This is a genomic window from Fontimonas sp. FW305-C-3, from assembly GCF_058783185.1.
Window position 1 is genome coordinate 26,912 of sequence record NZ_JBYSYK010000004.1, and the last position, 11,158, is coordinate 38,069.

At 65.8% G+C, this 11,158-nt stretch carries 12 protein-coding genes; 6 read left to right on the top strand and 6 right to left on the bottom strand.

From position 1 onward, the window contains the following. Positions 1–112 precede the first annotated feature (112 nt). Complete coding sequence (locus AC3WUF_RS15670) at positions 113–280, top strand: DUF1328 domain-containing protein (RefSeq protein ID WP_492427263.1); 168 nt, start codon at positions 113–115, stop codon at positions 278–280. Positions 281–405: 125 nt separating this feature from the next. Further along, a complete protein-coding gene (locus AC3WUF_RS15675) occupies positions 406–1,503 on the top strand; it encodes a hybrid sensor histidine kinase/response regulator (protein ID WP_492427265.1) in 1,098 nt (365 codons plus the stop codon). On the opposite strand, the gene AC3WUF_RS15680 is transcribed toward AC3WUF_RS15675, so the two are convergent. The 4 genes from AC3WUF_RS15680 to AC3WUF_RS15695 all read right to left on the bottom strand — a co-directional run bounded on the left by AC3WUF_RS15680 (position 1,466) and on the right by AC3WUF_RS15695 (position 2,985). Further along, complete coding sequence (locus AC3WUF_RS15680; RefSeq protein WP_492427267.1) at positions 1,466–1,831, bottom strand: hypothetical protein; 366 nt, start codon at positions 1,829–1,831, stop codon at positions 1,466–1,468. The genes AC3WUF_RS15675 and AC3WUF_RS15680 overlap by 38 nt on opposite strands. Further along, a complete protein-coding gene (locus AC3WUF_RS15685; RefSeq protein ID WP_492427269.1) occupies positions 1,828–2,199 on the bottom strand; it encodes a phage holin family protein in 372 nt (123 codons plus the stop codon). Before AC3WUF_RS15685 ends, AC3WUF_RS15680 begins: the two co-directional genes overlap by 4 nt. A 6-nt stretch (positions 2,200–2,205) precedes the next feature. Next, positions 2,206–2,550: an ElaB/YgaM/YqjD family protein gene (locus AC3WUF_RS15690; protein ID WP_492427271.1), complete on the bottom strand. Its 345-nt coding sequence runs from the start codon at positions 2,548–2,550 to the stop codon at positions 2,206–2,208. A 93-nt stretch (positions 2,551–2,643) separates the two neighbouring features. After that, positions 2,644–2,985: a BON domain-containing protein gene (locus AC3WUF_RS15695; protein WP_492427273.1), complete on the bottom strand. Its 342-nt coding sequence runs from the start codon at positions 2,983–2,985 to the stop codon at positions 2,644–2,646. A 201-nt stretch (positions 2,986–3,186) separates the two neighbouring features. Here AC3WUF_RS15695 and AC3WUF_RS15700 point away from each other — a divergent pair, with 201 nt between their 5' ends. Further along, entirely contained in the window at positions 3,187–4,305 is a 1,119-nt protein-coding gene (locus tag AC3WUF_RS15700; protein WP_492427275.1) for an AsmA family protein, read from the top strand. Between the two features lie 46 nt (positions 4,306–4,351). Here the strand turns inward: AC3WUF_RS15700 and clsB are convergent, their stop codons facing one another. Further along, positions 4,352–5,599, bottom strand: coding sequence for a cardiolipin synthase ClsB (clsB, locus tag AC3WUF_RS15705; RefSeq protein WP_492427277.1), 1,248 nt, complete (start codon positions 5,597–5,599; stop codon positions 4,352–4,354). Next, complete coding sequence (locus tag AC3WUF_RS15710; RefSeq protein WP_492427279.1) at positions 5,596–6,375, bottom strand: endonuclease/exonuclease/phosphatase family protein; 780 nt, start codon at positions 6,373–6,375, stop codon at positions 5,596–5,598. Before AC3WUF_RS15710 ends, clsB begins: the two co-directional genes overlap by 4 nt. A gap of 158 nt (positions 6,376–6,533) precedes the next feature. Here AC3WUF_RS15710 and AC3WUF_RS15715 point away from each other — a divergent pair, with 158 nt between their 5' ends. The 3 genes from AC3WUF_RS15715 to AC3WUF_RS15725 all read left to right on the top strand — a co-directional run bounded on the left by AC3WUF_RS15715 (position 6,534) and on the right by AC3WUF_RS15725 (position 11,157). Then, complete coding sequence (locus tag AC3WUF_RS15715; protein ID WP_492427281.1) at positions 6,534–7,550, top strand: lysylphosphatidylglycerol synthase transmembrane domain-containing protein; 1,017 nt, start codon at positions 6,534–6,536, stop codon at positions 7,548–7,550. A gap of 338 nt (positions 7,551–7,888) precedes the next feature. Next, a complete protein-coding gene (gene glgC, locus AC3WUF_RS15720; protein WP_492428411.1) occupies positions 7,889–9,127 on the top strand; it encodes a glucose-1-phosphate adenylyltransferase in 1,239 nt (412 codons plus the stop codon). Between the two features lie 2 nt (positions 9,128–9,129). Next, the gene (locus AC3WUF_RS15725; RefSeq protein ID WP_492427283.1) at positions 9,130–11,157 is read left to right on the top strand and encodes an alpha-1,4-glucan--maltose-1-phosphate maltosyltransferase; all 2,028 of its coding nucleotides are present in this window, start codon (positions 9,130–9,132) and stop codon (positions 11,155–11,157) included. The last annotated feature ends 1 nt before the right edge of the window (position 11,158 follow it).

An 11,158-nucleotide genomic window follows, 5' to 3' on the forward strand; every position in this document is an offset into this window, starting at 1 on the left:
CATGCGGCACTGATCGATGGCCGATTCGCCATGCGGCTGTTCAGTGAACGTACGGTTCCGGGCACGCAAATTGATGCTCGCAAGTCGTCCATCCGACTGGAGGAGTACTGAAATGCTTTACTACGCCTTGATGTTCCTGATTCTTGCCATCGTCGCCGCGGCGTTTGGCTTCACCAGCATCGCCGGCGCCGCCACGGGCATCGCCAAGCTGCTGTTCCTGGTCTTCCTGGTGGCCCTGGTCGTTTCGCTGGTTCTGCATCGTCGAACGCCCATTGCCTGACGGCAGTTTCACAAGAAGCTTCACTCGGTTCCGTCGAAACGTGCCGCTGTTGCAAGTACAGCGGCGCGCTTTCGAAGTACCCAGGCGGATCGCATCTCGGTACATGACCTTCCCGCGGTTCGCCCATGAACAAGAGTCCGCTGATTCTGGTCGTCGATGACCAGAACACCAATCTGCAGCTGATCGGAGAAGTGCTCGATCAGGCCGGCTATCAGGTGATGCCGGCGCTCAACGGCGAGCAGGCGCTCTCCCGGGCGCGTCTCAGGCAACCCGACCTCGTATTGCTCGACATGGCGATGCCCGGCATGGATGGCATCCAGACCTGCCGGGATCTGCGCCGGCTACCCGGCATGGAGCAGCTGCCGATTCTGTTCGTGACCGCCGCCAACGATCGCGCTTCGCTGGTTGCCGCGTTCGCCGCCGGCGCGGTCGACTACATCACCAAGCCGTTTGTCGTCGAGGAACTGCTGGTCCGCGTGCGCACGCACATGGATCTCAAGCACGCGCGCGACAAGCTCGCCAACAGCGTCAAGGAGCGCGAGGACGTCATCGACATCGTCGCGCACGATCTGAAGAATCCGCTGACCTGCGTGCTGTTTGCAGCGCAGGCCCTGCATCGCAACCCGGGATCGGAGCAACGCCGCGCGGAACTGGCGGGCGAAATCCAGAGCTGCGCGGAAGAAGCGCTGCACTACATCCAGCGCTTTCTGACCCGCGGCACCGGTGGCCAGCGTCTGCGTCAGTTCGGCGCCGAGCATGTCGACCTCGCCGACGTTGCCCGCGAGGCGGCGCGCTTCATGCGCGCCGGCGCCGAGCTGCGCGATGTGACGCTGGCCATCGAAGGCGCCGCGGATGCCTGGGCCGATGCGCCGGCGTTGCGCAACGTCATGCAGAATCTGATCTCCAATGCGATTCGCCACAGCCCGGCCGGCGCGCAGGTCACGGTCGAACTCAAGCCTTCGGAGCGACCGGGCTACTCGCTGTGCATCGTCAAGGATCGCAGCGGCGGCGTGCCGGTCGAGCTGCTGCCGCGCCTGTTTCAACGCTATGCGCGACACAGCGATGGCGAGAACGATGAAGCCAATCGCTTCTCGAGCGGACTTGGCCTGGCGATCGCCAAGCACGACGTCGCTCAGATGGGCGGCAACGTCTGGTACGAGCCGCGCGACGGCGGCGGCAGCCTCTTCATCGTCGAACTGCCGCAGCGTTCTCCGGACCCCTGAGCGGCGCTACGGTCGCTTCCGGCGCCGACAGCGCGGCATGCGGCGGTTGGCGCAAAGTCCACAGGCGCAGCGCATCGAACAGCAGGCCGCCGACGAGCAGGACCGGCGATGCCCGGCGCGCACGCAGCCGCCAGACCACCGCGCCGACCACGGCGACCGCTGCGATCAGCGGCAATGCCGGCGCGGCGCGGCGCAAGCCGAGCGCGGCCTGCGGCACCAGCTTGATGCTCGACCGCAGGCCGCTCGCCGCGCTGCGCATCTCCTGCTCGTAATGCCGGCATCGGGCATCGAGCAGGCTGCGCTCGTGAATGATGTCGTCGTCGCTCATTCGGACTCCGGCGCGACGACGCGATCGATATCGCGCAGCGCCATGGACAGCGGTCGCGCCGGTTCCTTGCGCAACTTGCGCAGCGACGACCAGGCGGCAGCCGTGCCCAGCAGGGCGAGCAGGATCAGCAGAGTGATTGAGTGCAGCCGCCAGGGCGTATCCCAGAATGCCGCGACGATCAGCGCGGCGGCGAACTGCACCGACGTCAGGATCATCAGAGACAGCAGCATGCCGCGGGTGATCATCGAGCTGATGCGCTGGCGCTCCTCGATCAGCTCAAGCTCCAGAATTTCCAGACGTACGCGTGCGTATTGCAGTCCGCTGTTGAGCAGGCGCTGCATATACAGCGACGGCGTCGGCACGGACATGGCCGATCAGTTGGCCTTGCTGCTGCGAGACCTTGAAGGACCCGTGACCTTTGCGAAGACGATGCCGGCCAGCGCCGCGATCGCCATAGCCTGCCAGGGATTTTCCTGGACCAGTTGCGTGGTCTGCTTGTAAGCACTGCGGCCACGTTCCATCGCCGCGGACTCCAGCGCGACGACGCGCGTCTTCGCGGCGTCCAGGCTCTCCGCCAGATTGTCGCGGACCTTCTCGATGCCGCTGCCGGAAGCAGCGGCGGTGGCCTGCATCAGTTGCTCGGCATGAGTGACCAGCGAGCGGACATCGGCAGCGAGATCCTTGCGGGCCTTGCCGATGGTGGGTTGTCGGGTTTGCATGCTCTCCTCCTGCGGCGTTCGCGATCGACGCCTGTGACGCATTGGCAGAAAAGCGCCGCCGGCGCGCCTTGGCGTGCCGGCGGCGTAGCGACCTTAGTTCGTGCCGACCTTCAGATCGTTCTGGACCATCTTGACGCCCTTGACTTCACCGGCGACCTTCTCGGCCAGTGCAATCTGCGCGGTGTCCTTCACCGTGCCGGTGAGCTGCACGACGCCGCTGCGGGTGTCGACGTCGATCTTCAGCGCGTCGATGCCATCGGTGCCGATCAGCTTGGACTTGACCTGGCCGGTGATGACCGAATCGTCGACGGTCGTGCCGACCGAACGCGAGGTGCTGCCCTTCGCCGTGTCGGCGAAAGCGTTCGGCGCCGTGAAGGCCAGGGTGGCGGCAGCGGCCAGGAACAGCGGTGAGCTGAATTTCGCAATCTTGGACATGTGGTGTTCTCCGTTTTGCTATGGGTCTGGCATGAGCGAATCCGCTCAGGCTCACCGGGATAACGGCAGCTTCCGTGCCCATGCATCGCATCGTTCAGCCAGCAGTCGGGTAGGCAGAACGCCAGCTGAATGCGCGCCTGCAGATCACAGGAACGTCGTTTGCGGCTGACGTCACGACAACGACAAGAACGGAGACTCGCGATGCGACGTCGGCAGCGGATATATCTGGGAGTGGCGATCGTCGTGCTGGCGCTGGTGGGGCTGCGGATCGCGCTGCCGTACTGGGTCGCCGACGAACTCAACAAGCGCCTCGACAAGATGGGCGACTACCACGGCCATCTCGAGAGCGTCGATCTCAGCCTCTATCGCGGCGCGTACCAGATCTACGATCTGAAGATCGAGAAGAGCGACGGCGAGGTGCCGGTTCCGCTGCTGATCGCGCCACTGATCGATCTGTCGGTCAGCTGGAGGGATATCTTCAAGGGCGCCTTCGTCGCGGAGGTGGAGTTCCAGAATCCAGAGCTGAACTTCGTCGACGGCGGCGACGGCAAGGAAGGCCAGGCCGGCGGTGGCGTCGACTGGCGCGAGCAGCTCGAAGCATTGCTGCCGATCCGCATGAACGAGATCCGCGTCGTCGATGGCGTCATTGCATTCCGCAACCTGAACTCGAATCCACCGGTCGATCTGCGGATGACCAAGGTCGATCTGGCGATCCGCAATCTGACCAATGTGCGCGATGCAGAAGGCCGGCGCGACGCGACACTGGACGGCCGCGCCCTGGTTCTGGAAGACGCGCCCGCCGAAGTCCACGCCGGCTTCGATCCGCTCGGCAAGCTCGACGACTTTCGTCTGGACATGCGCGTCACCGGCATCAAGCTGACTCGCCTCAACAGCCTGACCAAGGCCTATGCGAATCTCGACATCGCCCGCGGGCATGGCGACTTCGTCATGGAGCTCGACGCCGACGGCCGACGGCTGACCGGATACGCAAAGCCCTTGCTGCACGACCTGGACATCTTCAGCTGGAAGCAGGATGTCGAGAACGGCAACGGCAATCCTCTGCAGATTCTCTGGGAAGCGCTGAGCGACGGCGTGACCAAGCTGTTCCGCAACCATCCGGAAGACCAGTTCGCGACGCGCATCGAGATCGACGGCAGCCTCGACGCGCCCGGGACGTCGACCTGGGGCATCATCAAGGGCATCCTGCGCAATGCCTTCGTCGAGGCCTATCAGTCGCAGTTCGAAGGCACCGATATCGAGCGGCCGAAGCGCAAGAACTCCGGCGGCGAGAGGGAAAAGAACGACAAGAAGAACGAATAGGTCCAAGCCGCGACGAGCAGCGCGGAGTTCCGCGTACGGAGACGCTTCAAGCGCCCTCGCTGGCCTCGGCGATCGGCACGGTGGCCTGGCGGCGCATCGGGATCCAGCCCGCCCACGACGGGAAATTCCGCAGGAAGTGAAACACCATCCAGCTGAGGGCCTGGCGCGGACGTGTGCGCCGGCGCACATCCTTGCGGTCGATGCGCTCGCAGCTGTTGCGCATCAGCAGCTCCAGGCGCGAACGCAACTGCTTCGTCAGCCGCGGATCGCGGAATAGCAGGTTGGCCTCGAGATTCAGTGACAGGCTCAGCGGATCCAGATTGCTTGAGCCGACCGTGCACCAGTCGTCGTCGATCACTGCGACCTTGCCGTGGAACGGCCGCTGGCAGTACTCGTAGATGACAACGCCGGAGTGGATCAGGTAGTCGTACAGCGTCTGCGCGGCCCAGCGCATGATCGGCTGGTCCGGCTGGCCCTGCAGGATCAGATAGACCTTGACGCCGCGCCGCGCCGCCTTGGTGAACTCGCGCAGCAGGCGGAAGCCCGGAAAGAAATAGGCGTTGGCCACGATGATCTCGCGCTGCGCCTGCCGCATCGCCAGGCGATAGTGCAGCTCGATGTCATCCTGGTGGCGATCGTTGTCGCGCCAGGTCAGCAAGGCATTGCCGTGGGTGTTGCCGCCGGTGATGCGCTCCTGCTCGCGGCGGCGCCACCAGCGCCGCGTGCGCGGCATGCGCTGGCCCTTCAGTGCGGCGATCGTCAGCGCGCGCAGATCGTCGACGATCGGTCCTTCGACCTCGACGGCATAGTCCTGCTTGGAGGTGTCGCCGAAGTCGAGCAGATGATCGTCGGAGTAGTTGATGCCGCCCACGTAGCCAAGCCGCTTGTCGACGACCACGATCTTTCGGTGCAGGCGGCGGAACGCATTGGTACGCATGCCCAGCAGCGGCGGGCGTGGATCGAAGCTGCGGAAATCCACGCCGGCGGCAACCAGTTCGTCGATGTAGCTGCTCGGCAGGCCCGCGGTGCCGTAGCCATCGACGGTCATCGCCACGCTGGCGCCATTGTGTGCCGCCTGGATCAACGCGTCCTTCAGCTCGCGGCCGACGCCGTCGTCGAAGATGATGAAAGTCTCGAGCAGCACTTCCTCGCGGGCCTCGCGGATCGCCTTGAAGACGGCCGGGTAGTACTGCTCGCCGTTCTCCAGCAGGCGAACCCGGTTGCCGGTCGTCCATTGGTAGCGTTCGGTGCGTCCGATCTGGCCGGTCTGGCCGAACAGCAGCGGGGCGTTCATGCGGCAATCTCCGCGAGCAGACCGGCATGGTCTGAAAGGTGCGACCAGGGTCTCAGCTTGAGGACGGCCTCGCTGCGGACCTCGACATTGCGCACATAGATACGGTCGAGGCGCAGCAGCGGCCAGCGCGCCGGAAAAGTACGCGCTGCCTTGCCATGTCTTTCGACGAAGATCTCGCGAAGATTCGAGCATTCGCGCAGCCGATCGTGGGCATGCAGCGTCCAGTCGTTGAAATCGCCGGCGATCACCAGCGGCGCCCGCGCCGGAACCTCGCGCGCGACCAGCTCGCACAGCAGGCCGAGCTGGCGGCGTCGCTGGCGCGCATGCAGATCGAGGTGCACGCAGATCAGATGCAGTTCTTCCTGCAGGTTCGGTGCCGAGACCACGCAATGCAGCAGGCCGCGCGGCTCGCGTCCGGCGACCGAGATGTCGTGATTGGCGTAACGCCGGATCGGATACTTCGACAGCAGGGCATTGCCGTGATGGCCTTCCGGATACACCGCGTTGCGGCCGTAGGCGTAGGCGCTCCAGGTCGAGTCGGCGAGAAATTCGTAGTGGGAGGTCTGCGGCCAGCGCGGATGCAACGAGGAATGCAGCGCATGCTCGCCAATGACTTCCTGCAGGAACACGACATCGGCATCGGTCGCGCGCACCGCATCGCGCAGCTCATGCAGGACTAGGCGCCGGTTGAAGGTGCTGAAGCCCTTGTGGATGTTCAGCGTCAGCACCTTGAACACGCACGGCTCAGCCCGCTCCGAGGCGGCTTCGCCTTGCATGCCCGGCCCATCAACAGCATCGGACGCCAGAAATTCTGCGCGGCTCACGGTGTGTCGTTCAATAATGAAAATGTGCTTGCAGGGTCGGGTCCGACCCATGAACCCGGGCTGAAACCGTCGCGCCGCATCGGGCACGCCAGTTGCGGCGGAGCCCAACCATGAGCGCACCGATCGTCGAATCCGTCTCCCACCTCGTGCCGCAGCGCGCGCGGCGCAGCACGCGCCAGCGCATCTGGCAGATCGTCACGCTGCTGTTCGTCCTGCTGATCATCGGTCTGCTCGCCGACAAGGCGCGCGACATGGACTGGCAGGCGGTGGGCGATGCCCTGCGCGCCTATGAACTGTCGACCCTGCTGGGTGCCGCCGCCCTGGCGCTGGTGGCGCATGCCGCCGCCGCGACCTACGACATCGTCGCCAAGCACTACGTCGGCCACAGCCTGCCCGCGCGCCGCGTGTTCGCGATCAACTTCATTGCCTACGCGTTCTCGATCAACTTCGGCGGCGTGGTCGGCGGCTGGGGCATGCGCATGCGCCTGTACCACCGCTTCGGCCTGACGGTGCGCCAGATCGCGCACATCATCGGTCTGGCTTTCCTCACCAACTGGTCCGGCTTCGTGCTGCTGTCGGCACTCGTGCTGTGCATGCCGCTCGCGCTGCCGGCGACGCTGCCGCTCGAAGAACCTGCGTGGCGGCTGACTGCGGCGGTGCTGCTGTTCGCCGTCGTCGGCGCCTATCTCGCGGTCTGCGCGATCGGCCACGCGCGCGGCTGGCGCCTGCATGTCCGGCAGTTCAGCCTGCAGCTGCCGCGTCTGCGCATCGCCTGGCTGCAGATCGCGCTGTCGAGCGCGAGTTGGCTGCTGATGGCGGCGACGCTCGATCGCCTGTTGCCCGGCCATGTGCCGTTCGAACAGGTACTCGTCGTGCTGCTGCTGGGCAGCGTGGTCGGTGCGATGTCGCATGTGCCGGGCAGCGTCGGCGTGCTCGAAGCCAGTGTGCTGTGGCTGTTCGCGGAGCAGGCGGATCAGCTCAACGTGCTCGCCGCGCTGCTCGCGTATCGCGCCTTGTTCTATCTGCTGCCGCTGATGCTCGCCGCGATCGGATTCGGCGGCATGGAGTGGCTGGCCAAGCGCCATCGGGCTGCCGGTCGCCATCTGCTCCCAGGTCGCGGCGGGTGAATGGGCTTTGTGCAGAACGACCGCGCGCAGGCCCTGCAATTCGCAGTGAAGCGTCTCGCGGCAAATGCTGCGCAATTTGATCGGACGGGCCGGGCACGTTTCTTGTTCCTTGCCGAATACCCAGCGCCATTGGATTGAACACCATGTATCAGGACACCGCCGCCGAAACGCCCGTCGAGTCCCGCAAGCCGGTCTCCCGCGCGCTGGACGGCGGGGTCTCGCGGGCGAAGTCGCCGTCGCCTGCGCCGAGCCTGCGCGAGTCGCCGGCGGCGGATCGTTCGCCCTGCGGCGGCACAGCGTCCAAGGGTGAAACGCGCCCGCGCCCGGCGAGCGGAGACATGCGCTTCGTCAGCCGGCTGACCCGCGACACGCTCGCGCTGGTGATGGCGGGCGGCAAGGGCACGCGGCTGATGCCGCTGGCGGCGCATCGCGCCAAGCCGGCGGTGCCGTTCGGCGGCAAGTTCCGCATCATCGATTTCACGCTGTCGAACTGCATCAACAGCGGCATCCGCAAGATCGGCGTGCTGATGCAGTACGAAGGGCATTCCCTGATCCAGCACCTGCAGCAGGGCTGGAGCTTCTGCCGCGGGCAGTTCGGCGAGTTCATCGAGATGCTGCCGGCGGAGCAGCGCGTCGAGGCGCCGGGCTGGTATGTCGGCACCGCCGACGCGGTCTACCAGAACATCGACTTCATCCGCCGCAGCCGTCCGCGTTTCGTGCTGGTGCTCGCCGGAGATCACATCTACAAGATGGACTACGGCAGCATGCTCGCGCATCACACCGCACGCGGCGCCGACGTCACGGTCGGCTGCGTCGAAGTGCCGCGCGAAGAGGGCACGGCCTTCGGCATCATGCAGGTCGACGACAACGACCGCATCGTGTCCTTCGACGAGAAGCCGGCGGATCCCAAGCCCATTCCCGGCAATCCGGACGTCGCGCTGGCGAGCATGGGCATCTACGTGTTCGACACGGAGTTCCTGCTCGAACATCTGGAGCGCGATGCGAAGGACCCGCAGTCCTCGCACGATTTCGGACATGACATCGTGCCCGAGATCGTCGGCAACGCGAACGCCGTCGCCTACCGCCTGCACGATCTGTACGACGCCGCCAGGCCGGGCTACTGGCGCGACGTCGGTCATGTCGACGCCTACTGGCAGGCGAACATGGAGCTCACCGAAGTCCAGCCGGAATTCGATCTCTACGACAATCGCTGGCCGATCTGGACGCATCAGGAACAGGTGCCGCCGGCGAAGTTCGTCTTCGACCGCAACGGCCTGCGCGGCATGGCGGTCGATTCGCTGGTCAGCGGCGGCTGCGTGGTGTCCGGCGCGACGATCCGCCGCGCCGTGCTGTTCGTCGGTTGCACCGTCGAGGCCGGCAGCACGCTTGAGGACAGCCTGCTGCTGCCGAATGTCAGCCTCGGGCGTAATTGCCGGATCCGGCGCGCGGTCATCGACGAAGGCGTCAGCCTGCCGGACGGCACCGTCATCGGCGAGGACGCGGCCGAAGACGCACGGCGCTTCGAAGTCACGCCCGGTGGCGTGACGATCGTGACGCGCGACATGCTGCGCGCCTGACCATGGCACATCTGGCCACGCAGGATCTGTCGCGACCGGCGCCGCTGCCATTGCCGGTCGATCTCAACGTCGCGCGCAAGGCGCCGCGCATCGTCATCGAGCGCTGCAGGCCCTGCGTCGACGGCGGCCGCTATCCGGCACGCGGCGTGGTCGGCCAGCAGATCGAGATCGGAGCGGACGTCTATGCCGACGGCCACGAACATCTGGAGGTCGAACTGCTGATGTGGGGCCCGCTCGGCGAGGCCTGCGTCCGCACGCCGATGCAGCCTCTGGGCAACGATCGCTGGCACGCCAGCTTCGTCGCCGCCAGTTGCGGGCTGCATCGCTATGCCATCGAAGCCAGCATCGATCCCTGGGGCAACCTGCGTTCCGCGCTGACGCGCAAGCAGGCTGCCGGCGTCTCGATCACGATGGAGATCGGCGACGGCATCGAGCAGGTCGCCGCCGCAAGCCACCGCGACGATGTCGATCGCCACGATCGCATCGAACTGATCGCGACCCTCGATCGCCTGCGCGAATGCAGCCCGGAAGACGCTGCCGCCGCGCTGCTCGACGACACGCTCGGCACGCTGATGCGGCGAATCCAGACGCGCGAGTTCAGCGTGCGCTTGGCGCCGGCGCTGCCGCTCGACATCGAGCGGCGCAGCGCCGGCTTTGCGAGCTGGTATGAATTGTTTCCGCGTTCGCAGGCGCCGCAAGGCACCGAGCGGCACGGCACCTTCGACGACGTCATTGCCCGCCTGCCGCAGATCCAGGCGATGGGATTCGATGTGCTGTATCTGCCGCCGATCCACCCGATCGGCCTGACCAATCGCAAGGGCCGCAACAATGCGCCACGCGCCGAAGCCGGCGAGCCGGGCAGTCCGTACGCGATCGGCGCCGCCGAGGGCGGCCACGACGCCGTGCATCCCGAACTCGGCGGCATCGAAGGCTTCCGGCGCCTGCGCACGGCCGCCGCTTCGTACGACATCGAACTGGCGCTGGACTTCGCAATCCAGTGTTCGCCCGACCATCCCTGGCTGCGCGAGCACCCGGAATGGTTTGACTGGAACGCCGACGGCAGCATCCGCTACGCGGAGAATCCGCCGAAGCGCTACGAGGACATCGTCAACGTCGACTTCTACGGCGAGGACGGCCAGTCCGCGCTGTGGACGGCGCTGCGCGACGTCATCGAGTTCTGGATCGGCGAGGGCGTGCGGACTTTCCGCGTCGACAACCCGCACACCAAGCCGCTGCCGTTCTGGGCCTGGCTGATCGCCGACATCCGCCGCCGCTATCCGGAGACGATCTTCCTGTCGGAGGCGTTCACGCGGCCGGCGATGATGTACCGCCTCGCCAAGGTCGGCTTCTCGCAGAGCTACACCTATTTCACCTGGCGCGACAGCAAGCGCGAGCTGATCGAGTACATGACGGAGCTGACGACGCAGGCCCCGCGCGATTTCTTCCGGCCGCACTTCTTCGTCAACACGCCGGACATCAATCCGGTCTTCCTGCAGACCTCCGGTCGTCCGGGTTTCCTGATCCGCGCCGCGCTGGCCAGCACGCTGTCGAGCCTGTGGGGCGTCTACAGCGGCTTCGAGCTTTGCGAATCGACCGCGCTGCCGGGCAAGGAAGAATATCTGGACTCGGAGAAGTACCAGCTGCGTCCGCGCGACTGGAACGCCGACGGCAACATCATTGCCGAGATCACCCGGCTCAATCACATCCGCCGCGACCACGCGGCGCTGCAGACGCATCTGAACCTCGAGTTCCACGCGGCGGACAACGATCAGATCCTCTGCTACAGCAAGCACATTCCGGACAGCGCCGAGACGATCCTGGTTGCCGTCAGCCTCGATCCGCAGCAGAGCCAGGAAACCTGGTTCGATCTGCCGGCGGCGACTTTCGGCGCGCAGCATGACGCCGCGCTCGATGTCGAAGAGCTGATGTCGGGCTCGCGATTCGTATGGCGCGACCATCGCCAGCACTGGCGATTCAATCCGGGCGAGCGGCCGTTCGCGATCTGGTGTCTGCGGCGCCGGGAGGCCTGAG

Excerpts from the sequence above, each read along its gene's own strand:
- clsB (WP_492427277.1), bottom strand. The coding sequence starts at position 5,599 with ATGAACGCCCCGCTGCTGTTCGGCCAGACCGGCCAGATCGGACGCACC.
- AC3WUF_RS15695 (WP_492427273.1), bottom strand. The coding sequence starts at position 2,985 with ATGTCCAAGATTGCGAAATTCAGCTCACCGCTGTTCCTGGCCGCTGCC.
- AC3WUF_RS15690 (WP_492427271.1), bottom strand. The coding sequence starts at position 2,550 with ATGCAAACCCGACAACCCACCATCGGCAAGGCCCGCAAGGATCTCGCT.
- AC3WUF_RS15680 (WP_492427267.1), bottom strand. The coding sequence starts at position 1,831 with ATGAGCGACGACGACATCATTCACGAGCGCAGCCTGCTCGATGCCCGA.
- AC3WUF_RS15675 (WP_492427265.1), top strand. The coding sequence starts at position 406 with ATGAACAAGAGTCCGCTGATTCTGGTCGTCGATGACCAGAACACCAAT.
- AC3WUF_RS15710 (WP_492427279.1), bottom strand. The coding sequence starts at position 6,375 with ATGCAAGGCGAAGCCGCCTCGGAGCGGGCTGAGCCGTGCGTGTTCAAG.
- glgC (WP_492428411.1), top strand. The coding sequence starts at position 7,889 with ATGCGCTTCGTCAGCCGGCTGACCCGCGACACGCTCGCGCTGGTGATG.
- AC3WUF_RS15685 (WP_492427269.1), bottom strand. The coding sequence starts at position 2,199 with ATGTCCGTGCCGACGCCGTCGCTGTATATGCAGCGCCTGCTCAACAGC.
- AC3WUF_RS15700 (WP_492427275.1), top strand. The coding sequence starts at position 3,187 with ATGCGACGTCGGCAGCGGATATATCTGGGAGTGGCGATCGTCGTGCTG.
- AC3WUF_RS15715 (WP_492427281.1), top strand. The coding sequence starts at position 6,534 with ATGAGCGCACCGATCGTCGAATCCGTCTCCCACCTCGTGCCGCAGCGC.
- AC3WUF_RS15670 (WP_492427263.1), top strand. The coding sequence starts at position 113 with ATGCTTTACTACGCCTTGATGTTCCTGATTCTTGCCATCGTCGCCGCG.
- AC3WUF_RS15725 (WP_492427283.1), top strand. The coding sequence starts at position 9,130 with ATGGCACATCTGGCCACGCAGGATCTGTCGCGACCGGCGCCGCTGCCA.